This is a genomic window from Panacagrimonas sp., from assembly GCF_965216805.1.
Classification (GTDB): Bacteria; Pseudomonadota; Gammaproteobacteria; order Nevskiales; family Nevskiaceae; genus Panacagrimonas.
In genome coordinates this window covers 2,480,837-2,507,341 of the sequence record NZ_CBDCGN010000002.1, presented here as the reverse complement: position 1 = coordinate 2,507,341, position 26,505 = coordinate 2,480,837, and the positions used below count along the sequence as shown (strand labels likewise).

Annotated in this window: 21 protein-coding genes; 9 read left to right on the top strand and 12 right to left on the bottom strand. The window is 65.4% G+C overall.

Annotated elements, in window-relative coordinates; translation table 11 throughout:
* Positions 1-72 precede the first annotated feature (72 nt).
* Positions 73-1,098 (bottom strand): protease SohB, encoded by a 1,026-nt coding sequence (gene sohB / locus ACOOHP_RS11820; RefSeq protein ID WP_420466977.1) that lies wholly within the window; start codon positions 1,096-1,098, stop codon positions 73-75.
* A 160-nt stretch (positions 1,099-1,258) separates the two neighbouring features.
* On the opposite strand from sohB, the gene ACOOHP_RS11815 reads away from it, so the two are divergent.
* Entirely contained in the window at positions 1,259-2,380 is a 1,122-nt protein-coding gene (locus tag ACOOHP_RS11815) for an OmpA family protein (protein ID WP_420466626.1), read from the top strand.
* Positions 2,381-2,491: 111 nt separating this feature from the next.
* Complete coding sequence (locus ACOOHP_RS11810; RefSeq protein ID WP_420466625.1) at positions 2,492-3,916, top strand: OmpA family protein; 1,425 nt, start codon at positions 2,492-2,494, stop codon at positions 3,914-3,916.
* A gap of 33 nt (positions 3,917-3,949) precedes the next feature.
* Here the strand turns inward: ACOOHP_RS11810 and hemH are convergent, their stop codons facing one another.
* The 3 genes from hemH to ACOOHP_RS11795 form a co-directional block, all read right to left on the bottom strand.
* Complete coding sequence (hemH, locus tag ACOOHP_RS11805; protein WP_420466624.1) at positions 3,950-5,083, bottom strand: ferrochelatase; 1,134 nt, start codon at positions 5,081-5,083, stop codon at positions 3,950-3,952.
* A complete protein-coding gene (locus ACOOHP_RS11800) occupies positions 5,084-6,766 on the bottom strand; it encodes an alanine/glycine:cation symporter family protein (protein ID WP_420466623.1) in 1,683 nt (560 codons plus the stop codon).
* Between the two features lie 62 nt (positions 6,767-6,828).
* Positions 6,829-8,163: a sodium-dependent transporter gene (locus tag ACOOHP_RS11795; RefSeq protein ID WP_420466622.1), complete on the bottom strand. Its 1,335-nt coding sequence runs from the start codon at positions 8,161-8,163 to the stop codon at positions 6,829-6,831.
* A gap of 157 nt (positions 8,164-8,320) precedes the next feature.
* Here ACOOHP_RS11795 and ACOOHP_RS11790 point away from each other — a divergent pair, with 157 nt between their 5' ends.
* A complete protein-coding gene (locus ACOOHP_RS11790) occupies positions 8,321-11,779 on the top strand; it encodes a class I SAM-dependent DNA methyltransferase (RefSeq protein ID WP_420466621.1) in 3,459 nt (1,152 codons plus the stop codon).
* Between the two features lie 532 nt (positions 11,780-12,311).
* The gene (locus ACOOHP_RS11785) at positions 12,312-13,274 is read left to right on the top strand and encodes an IS5 family transposase (RefSeq protein ID WP_420464632.1); all 963 of its coding nucleotides are present in this window, start codon (positions 12,312-12,314) and stop codon (positions 13,272-13,274) included.
* 301 nt (positions 13,275-13,575) lie between these two features.
* On the opposite strand, the gene ACOOHP_RS11780 is transcribed toward ACOOHP_RS11785, so the two are convergent.
* The 5 genes from ACOOHP_RS11780 to ACOOHP_RS11760 form a co-directional block, all read right to left on the bottom strand.
* Positions 13,576-14,853, bottom strand: coding sequence for an acetyl-CoA C-acetyltransferase (locus tag ACOOHP_RS11780; protein ID WP_420466620.1), 1,278 nt, complete (start codon positions 14,851-14,853; stop codon positions 13,576-13,578).
* Between the two features lie 127 nt (positions 14,854-14,980).
* Positions 14,981-16,324: a chromate efflux transporter gene (chrA, locus tag ACOOHP_RS11775; RefSeq protein WP_420466619.1), complete on the bottom strand. Its 1,344-nt coding sequence runs from the start codon at positions 16,322-16,324 to the stop codon at positions 14,981-14,983.
* An 80-nt stretch (positions 16,325-16,404) separates the two neighbouring features.
* Entirely contained in the window at positions 16,405-16,839 is a 435-nt protein-coding gene (locus ACOOHP_RS11770) for a group II truncated hemoglobin (protein ID WP_420466618.1), read from the bottom strand.
* Between the two features lie 25 nt (positions 16,840-16,864).
* Positions 16,865-17,632, bottom strand: coding sequence for a 3-hydroxyacyl-CoA dehydrogenase (locus ACOOHP_RS11765; RefSeq protein WP_420466617.1), 768 nt, complete (start codon positions 17,630-17,632; stop codon positions 16,865-16,867).
* A 74-nt stretch (positions 17,633-17,706) separates the two neighbouring features.
* Positions 17,707-18,192, bottom strand: a complete 486-nt coding sequence (locus ACOOHP_RS11760; RefSeq protein WP_420466616.1) for a DUF4399 domain-containing protein — start codon at positions 18,190-18,192, stop codon at positions 17,707-17,709.
* A 122-nt stretch (positions 18,193-18,314) separates the two neighbouring features.
* Between ACOOHP_RS11760 and ACOOHP_RS11755 the strand changes: the two genes are divergently transcribed.
* The gene (locus ACOOHP_RS11755) at positions 18,315-18,545 is read left to right on the top strand and encodes a hypothetical protein (protein ID WP_420466615.1); all 231 of its coding nucleotides are present in this window, start codon (positions 18,315-18,317) and stop codon (positions 18,543-18,545) included.
* 23 nt (positions 18,546-18,568) lie between these two features.
* On the opposite strand, the gene rpiA is transcribed toward ACOOHP_RS11755, so the two are convergent.
* A complete protein-coding gene (rpiA, locus tag ACOOHP_RS11750) occupies positions 18,569-19,234 on the bottom strand; it encodes a ribose-5-phosphate isomerase RpiA (RefSeq protein WP_420466614.1) in 666 nt (221 codons plus the stop codon).
* A 107-nt stretch (positions 19,235-19,341) separates the two neighbouring features.
* A complete protein-coding gene (locus ACOOHP_RS11745; RefSeq protein WP_420466613.1) occupies positions 19,342-20,025 on the bottom strand; it encodes a YggS family pyridoxal phosphate-dependent enzyme in 684 nt (227 codons plus the stop codon).
* Between the two features lie 81 nt (positions 20,026-20,106).
* Between ACOOHP_RS11745 and ACOOHP_RS11740 the strand changes: the two genes are divergently transcribed.
* From ACOOHP_RS11740 to ACOOHP_RS11725, 4 genes are all read left to right on the top strand, one after another.
* Positions 20,107-21,141: a type IV pilus twitching motility protein PilT gene (locus ACOOHP_RS11740; RefSeq protein ID WP_420466612.1), complete on the top strand. Its 1,035-nt coding sequence runs from the start codon at positions 20,107-20,109 to the stop codon at positions 21,139-21,141.
* A 137-nt stretch (positions 21,142-21,278) separates the two neighbouring features.
* Complete coding sequence (locus ACOOHP_RS11735; protein WP_420466611.1) at positions 21,279-22,448, top strand: PilT/PilU family type 4a pilus ATPase; 1,170 nt, start codon at positions 21,279-21,281, stop codon at positions 22,446-22,448.
* A 24-nt stretch (positions 22,449-22,472) separates the two neighbouring features.
* The gene (locus tag ACOOHP_RS11730; protein WP_420466610.1) at positions 22,473-23,534 is read left to right on the top strand and encodes a PilT/PilU family type 4a pilus ATPase; all 1,062 of its coding nucleotides are present in this window, start codon (positions 22,473-22,475) and stop codon (positions 23,532-23,534) included.
* A 26-nt stretch (positions 23,535-23,560) separates the two neighbouring features.
* Positions 23,561-24,274, top strand: a complete 714-nt coding sequence (locus ACOOHP_RS11725; protein WP_420466609.1) for a capsular polysaccharide synthesis protein — start codon at positions 23,561-23,563, stop codon at positions 24,272-24,274.
* 76 nt (positions 24,275-24,350) lie between these two features.
* Here the strand turns inward: ACOOHP_RS11725 and dxs are convergent, their stop codons facing one another.
* Positions 24,351-26,234, bottom strand: coding sequence for a 1-deoxy-D-xylulose-5-phosphate synthase (gene dxs / locus ACOOHP_RS11720; protein ID WP_420466608.1), 1,884 nt, complete (start codon positions 26,232-26,234; stop codon positions 24,351-24,353).
* Positions 26,235-26,505 lie beyond the last annotated feature (271 nt).

Below are 26,505 nucleotides of genomic sequence, written 5' to 3'. Positions count from 1 at the left end.
CGCTGCGCCGCCTTTATGGATCGAAGGTTAGCAACCCACAGCCAGGGTCGTCAGCTTTGCCTGCGGTCACGTTCACGGCGCCTGCGGCGTCAGCGCCTTGCGCCCGAAGGCCGTGGCCAGTGCTGCAAGACCGACGCCCAGTCGTTCCGGCAGGCTCTTGCGCACGCGGTACTTGACCTCGATCACCTCGGCTTCGGCGGCGCGCGACAGCAGGTAATCGTCGCTGGTGCGCAGCGTGTCGACCAGTTGCAGCTCCTTTGCGCGCGTGCCGAACCAGTGTTCGCCGGTGCCCACCCGCGTCAGGTCCAGCGCCGGACGGTGCGCCTGCACGAAATCCTTGAAAAGCGCATGGGTGTCTTCCAGGTCCTCGCGGAACTTGGCACGGCCGGCTTCGGTGTTCTCGCCGAACAGGGTCAGGGTGCGCTTGTACTCGCCCGCGGTATGCAGTTCCAGGTCGATCTCGTTCTTCTTGAGCAGGCGGTTGAAGTTGGGCAGCTGCGCGACCACGCCGATGGACCCCACTACGGCGAACGGCGCCGCCAGGATGCGGTCGGCCACGCAGGCCATCAGGTAACCGCCGCTGGCGGCCACCTTGTCGATGGCCACGGTCAGGCGCAGGCCGGCGTCGCGCACGCGCACCAGTTGCGAGGCGGCCAGCCCATAGGCGTGCACCAGCCCGCCGGCGCTTTCCAGGCGCAGCAGGACTTCGTCCTGCTGGCGCGCCACCTGCAGCACCGCGCTGATCTCGTGGCGCAGGCCGGCCACGGCGTGGGCCTGCAGGTCGCCTTCGAAGTCCAGCACGTAGACCCGCGGCTTGCCGGTACCGTCCGCTCCGGGCTTGGCTTTGTGCAGAGCCTTGGCTTCGGCCTTGCGTTGCTTGCCGAGTTGCTTGAGCTCTTGCGGCGGCAGCACCTGTTCGCGGATGGCATCGCCCAGGTCGCGCAGCTCTTCGCCCAGGTCGCGCACCTGCAGCTTGCGCCCACCGTGCTCGCGGGCGGCCCGGGCCATCGACAGTACCGTTGCCACCACCACGACGATGGCTACCACCCAGGTCAGCGACTTGGCCAGAAACAGGCCGTAGTCGGCCAGAAATTCCATAACGATGAGTTCTCCGCGTGCCGCCTCCACCGACGGGATGGGGCGGCTCAAGTAAACCGGATTCGGGGTGTCGCAACGGTCGATTATGGCCTGAGCCGCATCGCTGTCTACAATGCAGGCTTATAAGTCGGTCCAAGCGGACGTTTTGGGAGAGTTCTGAATGAAATCGCAAACGGGAGTTGCGCTGGCGATCGCGGCACTTGCGTTCGGCCCGGCGGTGTTTGCCCAGGAAGGCCCGATGGAATTACGGCCCTACCTGTCCGGCATGTTCAGCCATGTGTTCGAGCAGGACGACCGCGACGCCATCGTCGGGGGAGGGTCCGATGCGCTGGAGGACGGCAATGGTCTGCAGCTCGGCTTTGGTGCGCCGGTGAGCGAACGGCTGGGGATAGAAGTGTCGATGTTCGCTCACGAGTTCGATCATGGTTCGGCGGGCGGCCCGTCGATGCGCGACCTCGGCGCCAAGCTGGACGGCCTGTTCTTCTACGGTCGCAACCCCGGGTTCTCGCCCTACTTCGGCGTGGGGGGCGGCGTGGTGCGGACCAAGATCAAGGGCGGCGAATCGTCGACCGATCCGATGGCCGACGTGGGCCTTGGATTCATGAAGTACTTCAACGTCTCGGGTACCGACCTGGCGCTGCGCGGCGATCTGCGCTACCGCCACATCTTTATCGACTCCGACCAGTTCAATCGGAACGGACTGGACGACCTCGGCGAAGCGGTGCTGAAGATCGGCCTGGTGGTGCCGCTGGGCAAGCGTGCCGAGCCCGTCGTTGCGGCTGCAGCTGAACCGGTGCCGGCGGCGGCCTGCGCGGACGGCGACGCCGACGGCGTCTGCGACGAAATCGACGCCTGCCCCGAAACCCCCAGCGGTACCATGGTGGACGAAAAGGGCTGCCCGGTTGAAACCGCGGCGGACAAGAGCGAAGCCAACCAGCGCTTCGAGGACGTGCATTTCGCCTTCGATCAGTCGCGCCTGACCGACTACGCCAAGACCTTGCTGGACAATGCCGCGACGGTCATCAACGACCTGGCCAAGACCTACCCGGAACTCAAGGTGGACATCCACGGCCATACCGATGCGGTCGGCACCGACGGCTACAACCAGGCCCTGGGTGAGCGGCGCGCCAACATCGTGCGCGAGTATCTGCAGCGCAAGGGCGTCGACGGCGCGCGCATTTCCACGCAGTCCTACGGCGAGGCGCGGCCCAAGGCCACCAACGACACCGACGAAGGTCGTGCGCTCAACCGTCGCGCCGAGGTGCGTACCCGCGACGAATAGATGTCGCGCGGGTAAGCGAAGGGCCCCGTTGTCACACAACGGGGCTTTTTTGTTGTGGCTGCATTGCGCAGACTCCGGCCTGATCCCGATCTCTGCGGATGGCGTTCCCCAATGCGCTCGACACCGAACCCCGCGCCGTTCGCGGCCCGCCTCGCGTTGCTGTTGCCCGCGCTGGTGCTGACCCAGCCGGTGTCCGCGCAGACCCCGGTGATCGCCGACCACGATCTGGACGGCGTCACCGACAGCCGCGACTTCTGTCCGGGGACGCCGCCGGGCGGTAGCGTCGGCAGCAATGGCTGCCCGGTTTTTGGCGACGAGGATGCCGACGGCGTGCTTGACCTGGTCGACACCTGTCCGCTGTCGCCGCCGGGGGCCTGGGTCGACGGTCAGGGCTGCGCGCTGGACAGCGACATCGACGGCATTGCCGAAGGCCTGGATCGTTGTCCGGGCTCGCCGATCGGCGCATTTGTGGACGTACAGGGCTGCGCGCCCGGCCAGACGGCACGGCAGATTCCGCCGCATCCGGCCGGTCGCCGGCAGGCCACGACAGCGATTCCGGTGGCCCCGCCCGGCGCGCGCGCCAGCGGCTCGCAGCGGCCGGTGATGCCGGAATTTCCGTCCCCACCGGCGGCGCCCCTTGCGGTCAATCCGAGCATGCGGGTGAGCGCAGTCGCCGATCCGGCACCGCGGGCGCCGCGCGCATTGCCGCCACCGGCCGAGCTCGCCGCGCGCGAGCCGGCGCCGCCGCTGGCAGAGCCGCAGGCCGAACTCGATGCCGCTCCGGACGTGGAGGACGACGATGCGCCGGCGACGCCTGAGGTCGCATCCCTCGATCGCCTGGAACTGATCGCCTTCGATCCCGCCGCCACCGAGCCGAACCGACGCGCAGCGCGCCAGATCGCGACCTTGGCGGACGACTGGCGGCCGCAGCTGGAAGGCGATGCGCTGCTGCAGCTGGCCCTGTCCGGGCACGGCGACATCAGGACCGACGGTCTGGAGGCGCCGCGCATGGCCTTGCAGCGCGCCGAGGCCGTGCGCCGTCTGCTGGTCGACGCCGGCATTCCAGCGCACCGCATCCGCATGCGCGTTGCCGGCGTTGGCGAACCGCGCTTCGGCGGCGCCGAGATGTCGCGCAACAGCCGGGTGGAACTGCGGCTGGTCCACGGTCCGGTGCAGATTGTGGCGGCGGCCCCGGCGGTTCCGGCCGCGCCTCTGGCGGTAGCCGCGCCGCGATCGGTGGCCGTCGCCTTCGCGCCCTACAGCTCGCAGATCGGACCGGCGGCGGTGGCGGCGATCGATCGCTACCTGGAATCGCAGCTCGACACCTTGAACCAGATACCGGCATCCGGTCTGCGGGTGCGCGGCTATGTCGATCGTGCGGAGACCGGCGCGCCGGCGGTGCGGCTGGCCGACAGCCGTGCCGCCAGTGTCCGCGCCTATCTGGTGTCGCTGGGTATCCCCGACGATCGCGTCGAAGCGCGGGCCGGTGCCGGCGTATCCGGAAGGCGCGCGGAACTGGGTCTGCGCTTGCCCTGATCGAGCGCCGCGCTCAACCCACGCCGATATCGGTTACGCAGAGGGCGAAGATTCGCGAGCACCCAGGCCGGGCTGGTCGAGGCTGGGTCTGATTTCCGCCGCACGTTGCGCCCGCACGGCGGCCTGCTGCGCCGTCGCCGCGGCATCCGCGACCTCCGGCCAGCCCTGCAGGTGCTGCCGGCACATTGCGGCCAGCAGATCCAGGTGGGCATCGTCGTCGTTGAGGGCGGGCACGTAGCGCAAGTCGCTGCCGCCGGCCTGCAGGAAGTCTTCGCGGTAGCGGATGGCCACTTCTTCCAGGGTTTCGAGGCAGTCGGCGGCAAAGCCGGGGCAGATCACATCCAGCGTCCGGCAGCCGCGCGCCGCCAACTGTGGAATCACGATGTCGGTGTAGGGCTGCAGCCACGGCTGTTTGCCCAGACGCGACTGGAAGCTCACCGAATACTGGTCTGCGTTCAGGCCCAGGTGTTCGGCCAGCAGGCGTGCGGTCTTGTGGCAGTGGCAGAAGTAGGGGTCGCCAGCGTGCAGATACCGCAGCGGAATCGAGTGAAAGGAGATCAGAAGATGCTCGCCGCGACCCTGCTGCGCCCAATGCCGCTGCAGACTGGCTGCGAGGGCGCCGATGTAATCGTCGCGGTCATGGTAGCTGTTGATCGTGCGAATCTCCGGCGGCCAACGCCGTTGCTGCAGTTGGCGGTACAGCGCGTCGAACACCGCGGCAGTGGTCGTTGCCGAGTACTGCGGATACAGCGGCAGCACCAGCAGTCGGCGCACGCCCGCTTGGGTCAGTTCGTCCAGTGCCGAAGCGATCGAAGGCTCGCCGTAGGTCATCGCCAGCGCCACCGTAGCGGTGTCTCCCAGGCGCGCCTGCAGGCCGGCGTGCTGATCGCGCGAGATCGCCAGCAACGGCGAGCCGCGCTGGGTCCACACCTTGGCGTAGGCATGCACCAGCCGGCGCGGACGAAACGGCAGGATGAATCCGTGCAGCACCGGCAGCCACAAGGCGCGTGGCAGGTCGACCACGCGCGGATCGGACAGGAACTGTTTCAGATAGACGCGGATAGCGGCCGACGTCGGCGCCGTCGGCGTCCCCAGGTTGACCAGCAGGACGCCGCAACGGTCAGGGTCGGCGTGGGCGCGCGTGCCGCTGTTGTCTTGGCTATGCATTCAGGACTTCGAGGGTTTCGGGTGGGCGCGCTCAATCTCTCCGCGCCGCAGACGGCGGAAGTAATCGTGCCAGGCCCCCATGGCGCGTGAGCCAAGGATCAGCATCACCGGCAGGTTGACAGACAGCATGAAGCCCAGCGCCACGGTCGACAGCGCATCGACCTGCGCGGCGGTCTTGATGAAGCCCAGACAGGTCACCACCACCAGCACGCACCACAACAGCCGATAGACCCTCACCCCGCGGTCGCTGCCGCCGAAATAGCGCACCCCCTGTTCACCGTAATAGCCGTAGGTGATCAAGGTGGACAGGCCGAACAGCCAAACTGCCGCGGTCACCATCCACTTGCCCAGACTGGGATGGGCGGTGTCGAAGGACTTGGCAGCCAGAGTTGAACCGCGGTAATCCATGAACACACCGGGCTCCACCAGCACCGGGGTGGACACGCTGGCCAGCGGCTGCCAGCGGATGCCGAAGCCGTCTTCCAGCACCGCCACGTTGCCATACAGGCGCTGCCGCGCGCCGTCGATCTCGACCATCGCAAAGACCTGGTCGCCGGGCCTGAAAGTCGAGTCCGACCGAGTGGGCAGTTCGTTGTTGGACAGCGCCCAGCCGCCGCCGTCGGCCTGCACGATGACGGGCGGATTGGTCCAGATCGCCGCCGGTCCGCGGTTCCACACTCCCGCCGACAGGATCACCAGAGCGGTGACCGTGCACACCACCAAGGTGTCGATGAAGGGCTCCAGGCCTGCCACCACGCCCTCGGTCACCGGCTCCGGCGTCTTCACCGCCGAGTGCGCGATCGGCGCGGTGCCCAGGCCGGCTTCCGACGAGAACAGCGCGCGCTTCATCCCGAAGATGAAGGCCATGCCGAGGCTCGCACCGGTGAACGCACCCATCGCCTCGGCCGGCGCAAAGGCGCTGCGGAAGATCAGGCGGAAGATGTCGGGCAACTGCTGTGCATTCACCGACAACACGTACAGGCCACCGACGACGTAGATCAGGCACATCACCGGTACCAGCTTTTCGGCAGTGGCGCCCAGGCGTCGCACCCCGCCCAGGATCACCAGCGCCACCAAGACCGCCAGGATCAGCCCGGTGATCCAGGTCGGCACGCCGAAATACGCCTGGGTGGTGTCGGCGACGCTCCAGGCCTGGAACATGTTGCCGCCGGTGATGGCGAACAGCATCACCGAAAGGCAGAAAAGGCCGCCGGCGATCTTGCCGACGCGCGCCCAGCCCGGGCCCAGTTTTGCCAGTCCGTTGCGACACACGTACATCGTGCCGCCATGCGGGTCGTCCGGGTTGGAAAGATCGCGGTACAGCATGGACAGGGTGACCTCGGCGCTCTTGATGGCCATGCCCACCAGGCCCACCACCCACATCCAGAACACCGCACCCGGTCCGCCAAACTCCACCGCAATGGCGACGCCGGCGATGTTGCCCAGGCCGACGGTGCCGGACAGCGCCGCGGACAGCGCCTGAAAATGGGTGATGGCACCTTTGCCGTTCTGGGTGCGGATGCCGCGTCCGGTCAGCAGGGCGGTGCCGTGCGTCAGCGATCGATACTGTGAAAAGCCGCTCCAGACCGTGAACAGCACACCCGTGCCGAGCAGGGTCAGCAACACCGGCACCGACAGCATCACGCGATTGATGGCATCAAGCAGGGCGAAGAACGAGGTCAAGAGTGGAGACTCCCGGAGAGTAAGGTTCGCAAGCGATTATCTGCGAAGGTTTGCGCGAGGTTTTACAGAAGGCCCGAAGACGCCAGGAATATCCACACCAGCCCCGCCGGCGCAACGAAGCGCAGCACCAGCAGCCAGACCGAAATCCAGATACCGGCAATGCCGGTGCCTTCGAAGATTTCGCGACGCGCGCCGGCAGCCCAGCGCCAGCCGACGAACAGGGAGGTGAGCAGCGCACCCAGCGGCAGCATCAGGTTGGTCGCGGTGTAGTCCATCAGATCGAAGAAGGAGCGATCCAGAATTTTCAGGCCCGACCAGTGGCCGAACGACAGCGATGACGGCACTGCCAGCGCCAGGCACACCAGTGCACAGATCGACACCGTGCGTCGGCGCGTGTAGCCGTACTCGTCGACGAAGTAGGCCACCGCAGGTTCCAGGATGGAGATGGCCGAGGTCAGCGCCGCGATGGCGAGCAGCAGGAAGAACATCACGCCGAAAATCGCGCCGCCGGGCATGGAGGCGAAGATCGCCGGCAAGGTGACGAACGTCAGCCCCGGCCCGCTGCTCGGGTCGAAGCCGAACGAGAACACCACCGGCAGCACGATCATGCCGGCCATGAGGGAAGCCAGGAGGTCCAGGCCGACCACGGTGGCGGTGGTGGTGGGAATGCGCGTGCTGCGCGACAGGTAGGAGCCGTAGGTCAGCAGGCAGCCCATGCCCAGGCTCAGCGAAAAGAACGCCTGCGCCAGCGCAGCACCGAAGGTGGCGCCGCTGACCTTGGAGAAATCCGGCATCAGCAGAAAACGAAGACCTTCGCCAGCGCCCGGCAGGGTCACCGCGCGAATCAGCAGGATCAGCAGCAGCAGGAACAGCGCCGGCATCAGCCACTTGTTGGCGCGCTCAATGCCTCGACCGACGCCGCTGGACACCACCAGCACCACCAGGGCCATGAAGCCCGCGGCGTAGTACAGCGGTATCCAGGGATCGCCGATGAACGCTTCGAAGCTTTGTCCAAGCACCGCGGGATCGGTGCTGCCCAGCAGACCGCGCGCCATGAAGCCGATGTAGGCCAGCGTCCACCCTGCCACCACGCAGTAGAACGACAGGATCACGAATCCGGCGATGACACCCAGATAGCCCGCGGGGGTCCACAGGCGGCCGCCCAGTTGACGGAACGCGCCCACCGGGTTGCGCTGGGTGGCACGTCCCAGCGCAATTTCGGTCATCGCCAGCGAAAAGCCGAACACCGCGATGATCGCCAGATAGATCAACAGGAAGGCGCCGCCGCCGTTTTCGCCTGCCACATAGGGAAAGCGCCATACGTTGCCCAGCCCGATAGCCGAGCCGGCGGCCGCCATGATGAAGCCGAATCGGCTACCCCAGTGTTCCCTGTTCATGCGACTCGCGTCATGCGTTGCTGTCATGCATCCCTGGTCACGCGGTCCCCGGCGGCACCCGCTGTGAGCGCGACATCTTAGGGGACTCGTCGCGCCCTGGCCCGGCCGCGTCGCTTGCCTGGCTCACGCGGCCTGGCATCTATGTCGATAATTCGGCATGACTCCGGACCTCGAAGCCTTCATTGCCCGTTGGCAACCCAGCGGCGGCAGCGAACGCGCCAACTACCAGCTCTTCCTCACCGAACTGTGCGCGGTGCTGGACCTGCCCCAGCCCGACCCCGCACAGGACGACACCCGCGACAACGCCTACGTGTTCGAGCGGCGCGTCACCTTTCGGCATGGCGACGGCAGCAGCTCGCAGGGCTTTATCGACCTGTACCGGCGCGGCTGCTTCATCGGCGAGGCCAAGAAGGTCAAGAAGGCCGACGGCAAAGCCTTCGACGACGCCCTGCTGCGCGCCCGCAGCCAGGCCGAAAACTACGCCCGCGCCCTGCCTGCCAGCGAGGGCCGCCCGCCGTTCTTGATGGTGGTGGACGTAGGCCACGTCATCGAGCTGTACGCCGAGTTCAGCCAGAGCGGCGCCACCTACACGCCGTTTCCCGATCCGCGCAGTCACCGCATTCGGCTCACCGACTTGCGCAAGCCCGAGATTCAGGACCGGCTACGCACCCTGTGGCTGGACCCGCTGGCGCTCAACCCCGCGCGCATTGCCGCCGCCGTGACCCGCAAGATTGCCGGGCAACTGGCCGAAGTGGCGCGGGCGCTGGAAGCCGACGGCCACCCGCCGCAGGCCGTGGCGGGCTTTCTCACCCGCTGCCTGTTCACCTTCTTTGCCGAAGACGTGGGCCTGCTGCCGGTACGCAGCTTCACCGAACTGCTGCAAACGCTCAGCGACCATCCCGAGCAGTTCGTGCCGCTGGTTGCGGACCTGTGGCAGACCATGGACCGCGGCGGGTTCTCGGTGCTGCTGCGCAAGGAACTGTTGCGCTTCAACGGCAAGCTTTTCAAGAGCCCCGATGTATTGCCGCTCAAGCGCGCGCAGATTGACCTGCTCATCAAGGCCGGCATGGCCGACTGGACGCAGGTCGAACCCGCCATCATCGGTACCCTGCTGGAACGCGCGCTGGAACCGCGCGAGCGCCACAAGCTGGGCGCCCATTACACCCCGCGTGCCTATGTGGAGCGGCTGGTGCTGCCCACCGTCATCGAACCGCTGCGCGACGACTGGCAGCACGCCCAGGCCGCCGCGCTCACCCTCGCCAAAGAGGGCGACACCAAGGGCGCCCTGAAAGAACTGCGCAGCTTCCATCAACAGTTGTGCAACGTGCGCGTGCTGGACCCGGCCTGCGGCAGCGGCAACTTTCTATATGTGACCCTGGAGCACCTCAAGCGGCTCGAAGGCGAAGTGCTCAACCAGATGGAAGCCCTGGGCCAGAGCATGAGCCTCGAAGCCGAAGGGCTCACCGTGGACCCGCACCAGTTTCTGGGGCTGGAGATCAACCCCCGCGCCGCCGCGCTGGCCGAACTGGTGCTGTGGATCGGCTACCTGCAATGGCACTTCCGCACCCGCAAGGACGCCACCCCGCCGCTGCCGGTGCTCAAAGACTTTCGCACCATCGAATGCCGCGACGCAGTGCTGGCGCATGACGGCATGGACTACGTCACCGACGACGCCGGCCAGCCGCAAACCCGCTGGGACGGCCACACCTTCAAGAAACACCCGGTCACCGGCGAAGACGTGCCGGACGAAGCCGCACGCGTGCCCATCGAGCGCTACGCCAACCCGCGCAAGGCCGACTGGCCCGAGGCCGAGTTTGTGGTGGGGAATCCGCCGTATCTCGGCGCGCGAACGATTCGCCTCGCCCTTGGTGACGGTTACCTGAACGCGCTGCGATCAACGTACGAGGATGTGCCTGAGCACGCCGACTTCGTCATGTACTGGTGGGACATTGCCGCCGAGAAAGTACGCGCTGGCAACCTGCGCCAGTTCGGCCTGATCACGACGAACAGCATTCGGCAGGAGTTCTCGCGCAAGGTGTTGATCAGGCACATGAACGCGAAACCGCCGGTGTCGCTGGCCTTTGTCATTCCAGATCATCCTTGGGTCGACAGCAGCGACGGTGCCGCCGTCCGTGTGGCAATGACGGTGGCAAGCGCGGTCGAGTCACCGGGCAGGCTGCAAACCGTTCGCCGCGAGTCGCCGGGCGAAGAAGGCGAGGTCAATGTGGAACTTGTGACCGTAAAGGGATTAATCACATCCAGCCTCAACATCGGCTTCGATGTCAGCCGCCTGAACACGCTTACAGGGAACGCACGCCTCAGTTGCGTCGGGTACCAGTTGACCGGAACGGGCTTCGTGGTCGGCGAAGCGGAAGCACGCAACCTCGACGCGAATTTCTGCAGCCCGCAGTCCCGTATCTGGCCGCTGTATTCAGGTCGTGACCTGACACAAAAGTCGCGAGGGATGCACGCAATTGACGTTTGCGACCTTTCTATCCCCGAGCTAAGGGAAAAGCAGGCATCGATCTATCAATGGATCGCGTCGCGGGTGAAGCCTGAACGTGATCAAAACCCACGCGCTTCAGTGCGGGATCGGTGGTGGATTTACGGAGAAGCCCGAAATACGTTCAGGCCAGCCCTCGCTGGATGCGACCGGGCGATCGCAACTTCGCTCACGGCCAAATTCCGCACTTTTCAGTTCGTCGAATCGCGGGCGATCTGTGACAGCACCACGGTCATGTTCGCACTGGACTCGGCGGAGCACCTGGGGACGATGTCTTCGAGAGCGCATGTGCTGTGGTCGCTGGAGGCGGGCTCCCGATTGGGCGTCGGCAATGACTCCCGATACACCAAGGGCAGTTGCTTCGAAACCTTCCCCTTCCCCGACCTCACCCCCGAGCAGTCCACCCGCATCGGCGGACTCGCCGAGGCCATCGACGCCCACCGCAAGCGTCAGCAGGCCGCGCATCCCGACCTGACCCTCACCGGCTGCTACAACGTGCTGGAAGCGCTGCGCCAGCAGCGGCCGCTCACCACCAAAGAGAAGATCATTCACGAGCAGGGCCTGGTGAGCGTGCTGGCCAGCCTGCACGACGATCTGGACCGCGAAGTGCTGGCCGCCTACGGCTGGGACGATCTGGCGCCCGATCTGGTCGGCAAACCCGGCGGCACCACGCCGTTTGCGGAGCCAGACGCGGCGCAAGCGCGCGCGCAAGCCGAGCTGCTGAACCGGCTGGTGGCGCTCAACGCCGAACGCGCCACTGAAGAAGCACGCGGCCACATTCGCTGGTTGCGACCGGACTTCCAGAATCCTCGGGGTCATGCAGCGACTCAGGTGGAGGCCGATGTCGGCGTGGCGGACGACGACGATGCCGTCGCAGCACCAGCCGTTGCTGGCGGCGTCTCCAGACGCCAGCCCTGGCCGGCTGAACTGCCTGCGCAGGTGCGCGCGGTCGCCGATCTGCTGCGCGGCCAACCGGGCGCGCTGGACCTGGACGGCGTCGCCGCGCACTTCAGCGGTAGGGGCGGGTGGAAAAAACGCCTGCCCCAGATCCTGGAAACCCTGGCCGCGCTGGGCCGCATCACGCCGGAAGGCGAACGTTATCGGGCGGCGTAGCGGGGCAGAGCGGATCTACGCAGGAATCTGGGGGATCTCTGCGCGAAACACCCGCACGCCGTTTGGTCGACCGTTAGGGTGCAGGCGGATTTTGTGATGCCCTTTTCGGGCACGGATATGCCCAGTGCGGGAATGTCGAGTCACGCCGACGGCGAGTGGTGGGTCGGTTTGATCGGTGGCTCGCCTCGAGTCGAAGTGAGGGCAAAGACATTCGGATAGGGCCGCATCGGCTTCAAGGCGCAGACTTCTTGCATTGTCACAGCGCGAGCGAGCGGAGCTGTCCGATGAAATTAGAGCGATTGTGGTTCATGTGCAGACACTCTTGCTGTCATGCTGAGCAGGCCCCGGGTGAAACCCGGGGTTCCGCGTCTCGGCGAAGGCAAACCCCGGGTTGCACCCGGGCTACACCGGCTTCGCTTCTCGCGGATATGTCTGCAAATAAACAAAACGTGCTCTAGGGATTCTCTGATTTACCTCTCGAAGTTGCACGCTGTTTGCGTTTCAATCTGGAACGGACAGACGGATGACTTTGATGAAGCAACAGAGCCTGGGCAGTGGATTTGAGAAGTACGCGCGCACGACCAAGCGGGCGCGCTTCCTGGAGCAGATGGACTCGGTGATGCCGTGGTCCTCGCTGTGCGAGGTGATCGAGCCGTATTACTTCAAGGATACCGGCAGCGGCGGACGGCCACCGATAGCACTGGAGCGGATGCTGCGGATCTACTTTCTGCAGCAGTGGTTCGATCTGTCGGACCCGGCGGCCGAGGAGGCCTTGTACGACTCGGCGTCGATGCGCCGTTTTGCGGGGATTGACCTGGGCCTGGAGGCGCCGCCGGACGAAACCACGATCTGCAAGTTCCGCCACCTGCTGGAGCGCAACACCCTGGGCAAGCCGCTGTTTGACCAGGTCCAGCGCTACCTTCAGGAGCAGGGCTTCAAGATCAGCAAAGGGACGATCGTGGATGCCACGATCATTGGCGCGCCGAGTTCGACCAAGAATCAGCAACAGCAGCGCGATCCCGAGATGCACCAGACCAAGAAAGGCAACCAGTGGTACTTCGGCATGAAGGCGCACGTGGGTGTCGACAGCCGGACCCGGCTGATTCATTCGGTACAAGCCACGGCGGCGAACGTGGCCGACTGCCGGGTATTGCCGGAACTGCTGCACGGCCAGGAGACGCGGGTGTGGGGTGATCAGGCGTATCGCGGTCAGGGCAGCGTCATTCGTGAGAAGGCCCCGCAGGCGCTGGATTTCACCAACCGGCGCTACCGTCTCAAGGGCGTCATCGACGAATCAGAGCGGGCGAAGAACCGGACCAAGTCCAAGGTGCGCGCCAAGGTCGAGCACGTCTTTGCGGTGATCAAGCTGCGCTTCGGTTTTACCAAGGTCCGCTACCGCGGTCTGGCGAAGAACCTGCACCGGCTGCAGGTGACCTGCGCGCTGGCCAACCTGTACCTGGCGCGCGCTCAATTGATGAAGCTGCAGCAGGCGTAATCCGCCTGCTGCACAGCGATTGAGGCCGAAAGGCCAAGAAACGAGGCATCCGAGGCGATCCAAGCACCCATAATTCGGATTTCTTATCGGCTTGGGGCGCCAGTCACCAGGTAAATCAGAGAATCCCTAGCCCTCATCCCCGCTTGCGCGAGGGGGTCGGAAGCATTCCGACGCCGGACCCCGAAAAAGCTAGCACAGGTTCGAATGAGATATCGGCATCAGACCCGAGTGCGCGCCGACGCCAGGGAGCGACTGCGAACGAAGATTTCGGCCATGCATTCGTTGGCGGCGACGCTGCCGGTTAGCGTTCGACAATGGCCGTAATGCCCAACCCACCCGCCGCGCAGATCGAGATCAGCCCACGGCCGCCGCGGTTCTCGTCGATGATCTTGGCCAGCGTGGCCAGGATGCGCCCGCCGGTGGCGGCAAACGGATGGCCCAGCGCCAGCGATCCGCCGCGGATGTTCATGCGCGAGCGGTCGATGCTGCCGAGCACGCCGTCCAGGCCGAGCTGCTCGGCGCAGAATTTGGGATCGTTCCAGGCCTTGAGCGTGCACAGCACCTGAGCGGCAAAGGCTTCGTGGATCTCGTAGAAATCGAAATCCTGCAGGGTCAGGCCGGCACGCTCCAGCATGCGCGGCACCGCGTAGGTCGGCGCCATCAGCAGGCCTTCCTTGCCGGTGGCGAAGTCCACCGCCTCGGTTTCGGCGTGCATCAGGTAGGCCAGCGGCTCCAGACCGCGTGCGGCGGCCCAGTCCTCCGACGCCAGCAGCACGGCCGACGCACCGTCGGTCAGCGGCGTGGAGTTGGCCGCGGTGAGCGTGCCATTGGCGCGGTCGTAGGCCGGCTTGAGGCTGGCCATCTTTTCCAGGCTGGTGTCGGCACGCAGGTTGTTGTCGCGCTCCAGGCTGCGGAACGGCACCACCAGGTCGGCGTAGAACCCGGAGTCGTAGGCGGCGGCGGCCTTCTGGTGCGAATCGAACGCCAGCTGGTCCTGCTCCTCGCGGGTGATGCCCCAGACCTTGGCAGTGGCCTCGGCATGCTGGCCCATGCTCATCCTGGTGCGCGGCTCGGTCACCGCCGGTGTCGAAGGCGCGAGCATCGACGGGCGAAACTTGGCCAGCGCCTTGAGCTTGGCGCCGTTGGTCTTGGCACGATTGGCTTCCAGCAGAATCTTGCGCAACTTTTCGTTGACGCCGATGGGTGCGTCGGAGGTGGTGTCCACGCCGCCGGCGATGCCGGAATCGATCTGGCCAACCGCAATCTTGTTGGCAATGTTCACCGCCGTCTGCAGGCCGGTGGCACAGGCCATCTGCACGTCATAGGCGGGCGTTTCGGCCGACAGGCCGGAGGACAGCACCGACTCGCGGCACAGGTTGAAATCTCGCGAGTGTTTGAGCACGGCGCCAGCTGCCACCTCGCCCAGGCGCTCGCCGTGCAACTGGAATTTATCCACCACGCCGCGCAAGGTGGCGGTAAGCATGTCCTTGTTGGAGGCTTCGGCGTAGGCGCCGTTGGAGCGGGCAAACGGGATGCGCGCGCCACCGAGGATGGCCACGCGCTGGAGGGACTGTTTCATCGGCAACTCCCAAAGGTCGAAAGCGATGGACCGATTGTAGGCCTGCGCCGATGCCGCTCCTGCGGCCGCAGAGACAGGTGTTCGGGTTGCGCGGCACGCCGCGAGCGTCCAATTGCGCCCGGCGGGTTCAGGCGGTCCAGCCGAGCAAGCTGGCGACCAGTCCCAGCCCGGCGCTGCCCGCCAGGACCCACATCAGGCCGGCGCGCAGCGGCAGCAGCGCCAACATCGCCATCGCGCTCAGGGTGATCGCTACCGGATCGGCCGTCGACCACAGCGGCAGCGGCAGGTTGACGCCGTAGACCGGCCGCTCGGCGATCTGCGCAAACCATACGTGCAGGGCAAACCAGACCGACAGATTGAGGATCACGCCGACCACCGCCGCGGTGATGCCGGTCAGCGCAGCGGACAAGGCCCGGTGGCCGCGAAGGCGCTCGACGTACGGTGCGCCCAGAAAGATCCACAGAAAGCAGGGCACAAAGGTGATCCAGGTGGATAACGATCCTCCGAGCACGCCGGCCAGCAGCGGATCCAGCGCCCCCGGTTCGCGATAGGCCGCCAGAAAGCCCACGTAGGTCAGCACCAGGATCAAGGGTCCGGGTGTGGTTTCCGCCAGGGCCAGACCTTGCACCATCTCGGTCGGCGACAGCCAGCCATAGCGTTCCACCGCCTGCTGGGTCATGTAGGCCAGCACCGCGTAAGCGCCACCGAAGGTCACCACGGCCATCTTGCTGAAGAACAGCGCCTGCTGCGTGTAGACGTGCGAGGCGCCCAGACTCGCCAGCAACAACAGCACCGGCAAACCCCACAGCAACACTCCCGACAGCAACACGCGCAGCGTCCATGTCGGTGGCGGAACAGCCGTTTCCGGTAGGGGGTCGGCGGTGGCGAGGACGCCCTCCTCGCCGGGCGGTGCGAAGGCTCGCGGAACCAGGCGTGTGCCCAGAATTCCGAGGGCGGCGGCGCCGAGCACGATCAGCGGGAACGGCACATCGAAGGCGAAGATCGCGGTAAACGCCACGGCGGCCAGCGCGTAGAGCGCGCCGTGCCGCAGCGTTCTGGCCCCCAGCCGGACCACCGCCTGAACGACAATCGCGAGCGTCGCCGCCTGCATGCCGAGCAACAGGCCCTGCATCCACTGCAGTTCGCCCCAGGAAACGTAGGCGGCGCCGATCAGCAGCATCAGCACGAAGCCCGGCAGGATGAACAGTGTCCCGGCCACCAGCCCGCCCACAGTGCGGTGCATCAGCCAGCCGATATAGGTCGCCAGCTGCTGCGCCTCGGGACCGGGCAACAACATGCAATAGTTGAGCGCGTGCAGGAAGCGCGCCTCTGAAATCCAGCGTCGCTCTTCGACCAGAAGGCGGTGCATGAGCGCAATCTGCCCTGCCGGCCCGCCGAAGTTGATCAGGCCGATCTTCAGCCAGACCCGGATTGCAACGCGCAGGGGAATGTCGGGCCGGTCGGGATTCATCGGGAACGTAGGATCTGAGGCGGCGACCACCCGGTCATCTTATCGACGGCCCGCTGGCCGGCGGGAGTTGTCGCTCTTGGTCAGGTTCGCCCCGATGGCAGCGCGGATGCAGGCTCGGTGTGAGTGTTGCGCATCCAGTCCGCGGTCTGGAACAGCGCAGCCAGCAGCCGCTGATGAAGGTCCGCCGGCAGGGCGCGCGCCCGCAGCGCGCCATCCATGCAGGCCAGCCACTGGTCGCGCTCGACGATGCCGATGGCATAGGGCAGATGACGGGCGCGCAATCGCGGATGGCCGAAGCGCTGCACGAAATGGTCGGGGCCGCCGGTCCAGCCGCAGAGGAACCAGTGCAGCTTGTCGCGCGAGCCGTGCAACTCGGCCGGATGCAGCCTGCGCAGGCGCGCGTAAGCGGGGTCGCGGTCCATCAGGTCGTAGAACCCGTCCACCAGCGCTCTCAGGCCGGTCTCGGCGCCCAGGGCCTCGAACAGACTGCCCGGGTGATCCGCTGGCGCCGTCATTCCCGGTCGCGGACGATTTCGCGACTCACTTGGGCGCCATACGCAGCGCACCATCCAGGCGGATGGTTTCGCCGTTGAGCATCGGATTCTCGACGATGGTCTGGACCAGGTGCGCAAACTCGGCTGGACGACCCAGGCGCGCCGGGAACGGCACGCTCTTGCCCAGCGAATCGCGGGCCTCCTGCGGCAGCGAGGCCATCATCGGTGTCTCGAACAGGCCGGGTGCGACGGTGACGATGCGGATGCCCACGCGAGCGAACTCGCGCGCGATGGGCAAGGTCATGCCCACCACGCCAGCCTTGGACGCCGCATAGGCGGGCTGGCCGATCTGGCCGTCGTAGGCGGCGATCGACGCGGTATTGATCAGCACTCCACGCTCGCCTTCGTCGTTGGGCGGCTGCGCGTTCATCTGCGCGGCGGCCAGGCGGATGACGTTGAACGTGCCGACCAGGTTGATGTTGATCACGCGCGCGAACTGATCCAGCGGCATCGGGCCATCCTTGCCCAGGACCTTGGCCGGGCTGCCGATCCCGGCGCAATTCACCGCACCGTGCAGGGCGCCGAACTCCGACCTTGCCAGCTCGATGGCAGCCGAAACCTGCGTTTCATCGGCGACGTTGACCTTGGCGAAACGGGCGTTGGTGCCCAGTTCGGATACCAGGGCCCGTCCGGCATCTTCATTGAGATCGGCGATCACGATCTTGCCGCCTTGGCGGCTGAGCAGAGTGGCCGTGGCGGCGCCCAGACCGGAAGCGCCACCGGTGATCAGGAAGACATGGTTTTCGATTTTCATGTTCGACAGCGTGATGACGCGACGCAGGCGCGTCGCCAGCAGAAAGTTGGGGCTCGAAGACCCGGTGCCGATTCTTACTTGACCGTCACCGTGATCTCCTCGGACGCCACCGTCGGGTTGAACGGCTGATGCTTCCAGTCTGCAAACACCAGTTGCAGGGTGTGGGTGCCCGGCTTGAGCGTGAGCGTGGTTTCAGTCTGGCCCTTGCCGAAATGGATGACCTGTTCCGAGGCCGGCAGCGGCACGGTCACGTCGACCGTCGGCTTGTCGACCAGCAGATGATGGTGGCCGGTGCCTTCCATCTGGGTGCCGGCGGGGGCGACGCCCATGCCGGACAAGCCGAACACCACCTTGACCGGGCTGGACACGGTGGCGCCATCGGCGGGTTCGATGAAATAGACCTTGGCTTCGGCCGGCGCCGCCGTCGGCAGATTGAGCTTGGTCGCCAGCCGGGTGTTGGCCTCCTTCTTCGCAGCTTCTTTGAGGGCGGACATCGAATCGGCGGCGGCGGCCAGCGGCAGGCCGAGCAAGGCAAACGTCAGTACGAGCGAACGCAGCATGAGACGGGCTCCTGAGAGAGGGATCAGTCGGAAATGATAACCAGCCCGCGCAGACCACGCCGGCCAGGCCTTAGACTGCGGCCGTCACTATCCGTTGCAGTCACCCGAATCTTGCCGCGCCCATGAACAAGCCCGGTCGCCCCGTCGAACCTGCCGAATCCGCCGAACCTGCCGCCGACCATGCCGCGCCGCCGGCCGGCGAAGCCAAGCGCAGCGCCATGCGCTTGCCTGAGGGCGTGACGCCTGGAAAGCCGCAGCGTCCGGCGCTGCGCAAGCCCTGGGAGTCGCAGCACGGTGGTCGCCCGCAGCAGGATTTCGCCCGCCGCGCGGGCAGGTCGCGCAAGGTGCACTGACCGGGCTGGCGATGGCGCGCGGTCTATCCGGCCGCCTTCAGTTCGCGGATACCCGAAGCCGCGCCCACGATCAGCAGGTCGGCCGGTCGGTGCGCAAACAGGCCGACGGTGACCACGCCGGCAATCCGGTTGATGCGCGATTCCAGCTCCAGCGGCTGCAGGATTTCCAGGCCGTGCACATCCAGGATCGGGTTGCCGTTGTCGGTGGTGAAGCCTCTGCGCAGTTCCGGCGACCCGCCCAGCTTGACCATCTCGCGTGCCACGTAGCTGCGCGCCATCGGGATGACTTCCACCGGCAGCGGAAATTTCCCCAGGGCCCGCACCTGCTTGGACTCGTCGACGATGCAGACGAAGGTCCTGGCTGCGCCAGCGATGATCTTCTCGCGCGTCAGTGCACCGCCGCCGCCCTTGATCAGTTGCAGGTGACGATTGACCTCGTCGGCGCCGTCCACGTAGAGGGACAGCGTCCCGGCTTCGTTGAGATCGACCACACGGATGCCCAATGCCTGCAGACGTGCGGTAGAGGCCTCGGAGCTGGAGACCGCAGCAGGGATGTCGGCGACGTGGGGGCGCAGCAGCTCGATGAACTGGTTGACGGTGGAACCGGTGCCTACGCCGAGGATTTCGCCCGGCTGCAAAAATTTGAGAGCTGCGCGTGCGGCTTCGCGCTTGGCTTCGTCCTGGGTCATGGCGGGATGTCGAAGAAGAGGTGGGGTGGGAACAGCAGGGCGGCATTGCGACCTGAGTCGGCGCGCGTCGCCAGGGCGGCCCGGGTCGGATCCCGCGAGGGCAATCTTCAGGCCCTGGCTCCGAACAATGCCGAACCCACCCGAACAAGGGTGGCGCCCTCGGCGATGGCGGCTTCCAGGTCCTGGCTCATGCCGGCGGAGATGGTATCCAGTGGCAGGCCTTGCGCGCGAGCCTGTTCGAACGATCGACGGAGCTGGCGAAACGGTGCGCGCGGATCGCCGCCGTCGGCTGGCGGTTCGGGAATCGCCATCAGGCCGCGCAGCCGCAGGCCGGGCAGGACGTGAACCGACTGGCAAAGCGACACGACCTGTTCCGGGGCGCAACCCGACTTGCTGGCCTCGCCCGAGATGTTGACCTGGATGCACACATTGAGCGGGCGCGACCGCGCAGCCGCGAAGCTCGACAGTCGCTGTGCCAGCTTCAGACGGTCCACGCCGTGCACCCAGTCGAAATGCAGCGCCGCCTCGCGGGCCTTGTTGGACTGAAGTGTGCCGATGAAATGCCACTCGAGGTCGAGGTCCGCCAGTGCAGACTGCTTGGCCAGCGCCTCCTGCAGATAATTTTCGCCAAAGGCGCGCTGTCCGGCGTCCGCCACCCTGCGTACGTGCCGGGCATCGAAGGTTTTCGACACCGCCACCAGTCCGACTGCCGACACCGGTCGTCCGGCCGCCAGGCAGGCGCGCTCGATCCGGCCTCGAAGCTCGTTCAAAGGGGGGTATGGGGTGCTCATGAAGTCCGGTTGCCTGCCCACTGGATTGCGGCTAGTGTCGGGCCACTACACGTGCAGCATAAGGGAGAACCTTGGGGGTTCATGGACATTGCACAGCTGCTGACGTTCGGCGTTAAAAACGGCGCTTCCGACCTGCACATCTCGGCCGGAGTGGAGCCGATGATCCGCGTGGACGGCGAGATGAAGCGCATCAACCTGCCGCCGCTCGAGCACAAGCAGGTGCACGGCATGGTGTACGACATCATGAACGACAAGCAGCGCAAGGCCTACGACGAATTCCTGGAGACTGATTTCTCCTTCGAGATTCCCGGCCTGGCGCGCTTCCGCGTCAACGCCTTCACCCAGGCGCGCGGCTCCGGCGCGGTGTTTCGCACCATTCCGACCAAGATCATCTCGCTGGAAGAGTTGAACTGCCCGCCGATCTTCAAGGAACTGGCCGACCTGCCGCGCGGGCTGATCCTGGTGACCGGTCCTACCGGCTCGGGCAAGTCGACCACGCTGGCGGCAATGGTCAATCACAAGAACGAGACCGACTACGGCCACATCCTCACCATCGAGGATCCGATCGAGTTCGTGCACCAGCCCAAGCGTTGCATGATCAACCAGCGCGAAGTGCATCGCGATACGCTCGGTTTCAACGAGGCCCTGCGCTCGGCCCTGCGCGAGGACCCCGACACCATCCTGGTCGGCGAAATGCGCGATTTGGAGACCATCCGCCTGGCCCTGTCGGCCGCGGAAACCGGACATCTGGTGCTGGCCACCCTGCACACCAGTTCGGCGGCCAAGACCATCGATCGCATCGTCGACGTGTTCCCGGCGGCAGAGAAGGAAATGGTGCGCGCGATGCTGTCGGAAGGCCTGCGCGCGGTGGTTTCGCAGACCCTGCTCAAGAAGCGCGGTGGCGGGCGTATTGCCGCCCACGAGATCATGATCGGCACACCGGCCATCCGGAATCTGATTCGCGAAAACAAAATCGCGCAGATGTATTCGTCGATCCAGACCGGCCAGAAAGAAGGCATGCAGACCTTGGAGCAATGCCTCAAGGACTTGGTGAAGAAGGGCCACGTGGACGCGGGCGATGCGCGGCGCAAGGCCAACAAGGCGTTGGAACTGTGAGAGGCGGGGAGACGGGACCGGGGAGACGATAGACGTGAAAGCAAAAAATGGGGTGTGGTTCTCCGTGATTGCGCGCTTGGCTGCGGGACATCTTCGTCTCCCGTCTCCCGTCTCCCGTCTCCCTGAGTAAAAGAAAGATGGAACGCGAACAAGCCATACGACTCGTCCAGCAGCTCCTGACCCTGCTCAAGCAGAAGAACGGCTCCGACCTGTTCATCACCGCGGGCTTTCCGCCGGCGATCAAGGTGGACGGTCATCTGACGCCGGTGATGGACAAGCCGGTGTCGCCGGAGAATTCGGCGCTGATCGTGCGCAGCCTGATGGCGGATCGTCAGATCAAGGAATTCGAGGCCACCAACGAGTGCCAGTTTGCGATCAGCCCGCCGGGTATCGGGCGCTTTCGCGTTTCCGCCTTCGTCCAGCAGGGCTGCGTGGGCGCGGTGCTGCGCACCATCAACACCAACATCCCGACGTTCGAGGAGCTGGGCCTGCCCGAACAGCTCAAGCAGATCGCGCTCGCCAAGCGCGGTCTGGTGCTGATGGTGGGGGCCACGGGGTCGGGCAAGAGCACCTCGCTGGCGGCGATGCTGGGCTACCGCAACGCCAACTCCAAGGGCCACATCATCACCATCGAGGATCCCATCGAATACGTGCACGCCCACGGCGGCTGCATGGTGACGCAGCGCGAGGTCGGCATCGACACGCATAACTGGGACAACGCGCTCAAGAACACCTTGCGTCAGGCGCCGGATGTCATCCAGATCGGCGAGGTACGTACGCGCGAAACGATGGAGTACGCGATCCACTTTGCCGAGACCGGCCATCTGGTGCTCACCACCCTGCACGCCAACAGCTCCAATACCGCGCTGGATCGCATCATCAACTTCTTCCCCGAAGAGAAGCGCGAACAGCTGCTGATGGACCTGGGCCTGAATCTGCGCGCCATCGTCAGCCAGCGTCTGATCCGACGCGAAACCGGCGGCCGCGTGGCAGCGATGGAGATCATGCTCAACTCGCCCCTGGTGTCGGACATGATCTTCAAGGGCGAAGTGGCCGAGTTGAAGGATGTGATGGCGCGTTCCACCGAGCAGGGCATGATCACCTTCGATCAGTTCCTGTTCGATCTGTTCGAGCACCGCATCATCAGTTACGAAGAAGCGATCCGGAACGCGGACTCCCAGAACGAGGTGCGCCTGCGCATCAAGCTCGAATCCAGGCGCGCCGCGCAGAACCTGCTGGAAGACGACGTGGTCAAGCGCATGCAATTGCTGGCCGATGACGACGCCGGTCAGATCATTCGCCGCTAAGGCCACTCATACAGGCACCTCTGGATGCTGAAAATCCTGCCCTATCTGCGCCTGTGCGTGGAGAAGAACGCGTCGGACATCTATTTCACGTCCAACGCGCCGGCGATGCTGCGCATCGAAGGCGAGATGCTGGCCATCGGCAAGACGCTGATGACTTCGGAATTCGTCCAGGAGCTGGCCTATTCCATCCTGACGCCGGAACAGCAGACGCTGTTCGAACAGAAGAGCGAGATCGATCTGGCCTCGCAGGCCGGTGGCCTGGGCCGCTTTCGGGTCAACGTATTCCGCCAGCGCGGCGCCATCGCGATGGTCATGCGCTACGTGCGTTCCGATATTCCCTCCATCGAGGCACTGGGCCTGCCGGAGACGCTCAAGGACCTGGTGATGCAGCGGCGCGGCATGATGCTGATGGTGGGCGCGACCGGTAGCGGCAAGTCCACCACCCTGGCGGCGATGATCAACCATCGCAACGAAAGCCAGTCCGGTCATATCCTCACCATCGAGGACCCCATCGAGTTTCTGCACCCCAACCGCCGCTCCATCGTCAATCAGCGCGAGGTTGGGCAGGACACCGAAAGTTACGAGCGCGCCCTGATCTCGTCCCTGCGCGAAGCGCCGGACGTGATCCTGATCGGCGAGGTGCGCAGGCGCGAAACCATGGATGCGTGCATCCAGCTCGCCAACACCGGACACCTGGCGCTGACCACCCTGCATGCCAACAACGCCTCGCAGGCACTGCAGCGCGTGATCAACCTGTACCCGCAAGACGGCCGCGATCAGCTCTACATGGACCTGTCGCTGACCTTGCGTGCCATCGTCAGCCAGCGGCTGGTGCGCCGCAAAGACGGCAAGCGCTGCGTGGCGGTGGAAGTGATGCTCAACACGCCGTACATCCAGGAACTGATCCTGTCGCGGCGGATTGACGAGATCAAGAACACCATGGAGTCGTCATCCGACCGCGGCATGCAGACCTTCGATCAATCGCTCTACGGGCTCTACAAGCGCGGCATCATCGACCTGGAAGAGGCGCTGTCGAGCGCCGACTCGCGTACCAACCTGGAAGCGAAGATCAACTTCGGGGCCTGATGAAGGGGCATAGGTGATTCGCCGCCATGGAACGCGTCATCTGGATGTGCTGGCTGCAAGGATGGGACAAGGCGCCGCCGGTCGCCCGCGCCTGTCTCAACAGCTGGATCGCGCTCAATCCGGGATGGACGATCAAGCCTGTCGACACCAAGTCGGTAAGAGAACTGGTCGAACTTCCGAACTTGTCCGGTAAGCAGATAACACCGACCGCATTGTCTGATCTGGTGAGGATCCATTTGCTGCAGGCACATGGCGGTATCTGGGTCGACGCCACCGTTCTGTGCAGACGCCCGCTCGATGATTGGTTTCCCGATGTTTTTGGCGAGGGATTTTTCGCGTTCGACAAGCCTGGCGGAGACCGGCCGTTGTCCACATGGTTTCTCGCCGCCAATAGAGACCACCCACTCGCGGCAGCGTGGAAGCAGTCAGCCGTCGATTACTGGATCGACCGAAAAGCTGCGCATCAGTATTTCTGGTTTCACGAACTGTTTGCCGTCCGCTGTTGCGACGATGCGTCGTTTAGTGAGGCTTGGTCGCGAGTACCCAAAATCAGCGCGCGTGGGCCTCATCTTGCGCAACGTGTGGGACTCGGAAGTCAGCATTCCGCTGCAATCAGGGAAGTTCGCGACCATCCTGCACCGATGTACAAGTTGACTCGCAAGCACAATCCAGCAATGCTAGGGCTGCCCTGTGTGCTGTCGGACCTGCTCGGCGATTACGCTACGCAAATGCGTGTCTGACCGGCCGCAGCAGCAGTTGAGTTCACCGCCTATCCCGTAGAAATAGCCAAAAACCAGCTTCGGACTTGGCCGGCTTCTACGTTCTTCCAACCAAGCTCGATCTTTTGTCCAGATCCTTGCCGCGTAGTCGCTTGCGCACGGCGCGCAACACGCCCTGAGTGTCCAGACCGGTTTCGCCAAGCAGCTCTGTGCGCGTGCCGTGCTGGACGAATTCGTCCGGCAGTCCCAGGTTGAGCACCGGCACGGTGTGGTGCTGCGCCACCAGCACTTCGTTGACGCCGCTGCCGGCACCGCCGAGTTTGACGTTGTCCTCCAGGGTAACGATCAGGTCGTTCTCGTTGGCCAGTTCCAGGATCAGTTCGTGATCCAGCGGCTTGACGAAGCGCATGTCGGCGACCACGGCATCGAGTATCTCCGCCGCGTCCAGCGCGGTTTGCACCATGGCACCGAAGGCCAGGAACGCGACCCTGGGCTGGCGCCGGCCGTGCGCTTCGCGTGCGATTCGACCCTTGCCGACAGTCAGGGGACGCGCGTCGGCCTCCATGGGCAATCCCAGGCCGTTGCCGCGCGGATAGCGAACCGCACTGGGCTGCTGGATGGTCAGGCCGGTGCTGAGCATGCGACGGCACTCGTTCTCGTCACTGGGAGCCATCACCACCATGTTGGGAATGCAGCGCAGATAGCTCAGGTCGAAAGCGCCATGATGGGTGGCGCCGTCGGCGCCCACCAGGCCGCCGCGATCCAGCGCGAACAGCACCGGCAGATTCTGCAGGGCAACGTCGTGGATCAGCTGATCGTAGCCTCGCTGCAGGAACGTGGAGTAGATCGCGCAGACCGGGCGCAGGCCCTCGCAGGCCATGCCGGCCGCCAGCGTCACCGCGTGCTGTTCGGCAATGCCGACGTCGTGGTAGCGCTCCGGAAAACGGCGTGCGAAGTCGACCAGTCCGGAGCCTTCGCGCATCGCCGGGGTGATGGCGACCACGCGCGGATCGCGCTCCGCGGCTTCGCACAGCCATTGTCCGAACACTTGCGTGTAGCTGGGCGTACCGCCGCTTTTCGCGGCCGGGAACTCGCCGGTCACGGGGTCGAACTGGGTGACGCCGTGGTACTTGATCGGGTCTGCTTCTGCCGGCTCGAAGCCTTTGCCTTTTACGGTGAGCACGTGCAGCAGCTTGAGCCCGGGTTGATCCTTGATGCGGTCGATCGCCGCTGTCAGTGCGTCCAGATCGTGACCGTCGACCGGCCCGTGGTAGCGGCAGCCCAGGGTGCGGAACAGCGCTGCCGGATCGTTCAGGTGGGCTTCGTTGTCCTCGGCGTCCTGCGGCAGTCGCGCCAGATGCGGCGCGACCAGGCCCAGGCGCTGCACCAGCCGCGCCGAACGGTCGCGCAGCGCGCCGACGTTCTCGCTGATGGACATGTCGTTGTCGTTGTAGATCACCAGCAGGTCGAGCTTGCGGTGACCGGCGTGGTTGAGCGCCTCGAAGGCCATGCCCGCGGTCATGCCGCCGTCGCCGATGATGGCGACGACGCGGCGCTGCTCGTTCTTGATGCGGACGGCGGCGGCCATGCCGGCGGCGGCGCTGATCGAGGTGCTGGAGTGGCCGACGCCGAAGGTGTCGTACTCGGATTCGTCGCGCGAGCAGAACGGGTGCAGGCCGCCGAGCCGGCGGATGGTTTCCAGTTGCGCGCGACGTCCCGTGAGCATCTTGTGCGGGTAGGCCTGGTGCCCGACATCCCAGACCAGACGGTCGTGCGGGGTGTCGAAGCAGCGGTGCAGGGCAAGGCTGAGTTCGACGGTGCCGAGGTTGGCGGCGAAATGGCCGCCGATGCGGCCCAGCGTCTCGATCAGGAAGCGCCGCACCTCCACCGCCAGATGCGGCAGATCATCGGCTCGCAGCAGGCGCAGGTCGGACGGCTGCTGGATGCGGCCAAGCAAGGAGTAACCGGGGATTTCGCTCATGCGCTCAATGGTGGGCCTATCCGACCTGAACAGGATGCAGGCGGTTGGTCATTATCGTGCAATTGCTGTGGACCCCTGCAGTCTGGTCAATCGACGCGCAATGCCGTATGGCGGCGACGCCGCAAGAGCGCGTGTACGCGGCCATTGGTGGTCGAGAGCGCACCTTTTTCGGAAGCCTTGCGTGATTGCCCCGATTGACCTTGTGTCGACCACACTGCAAGTTCGTGGCCTGCAAACAATAACGGTCGACCGCGCGTCGCGGATCGCCAGG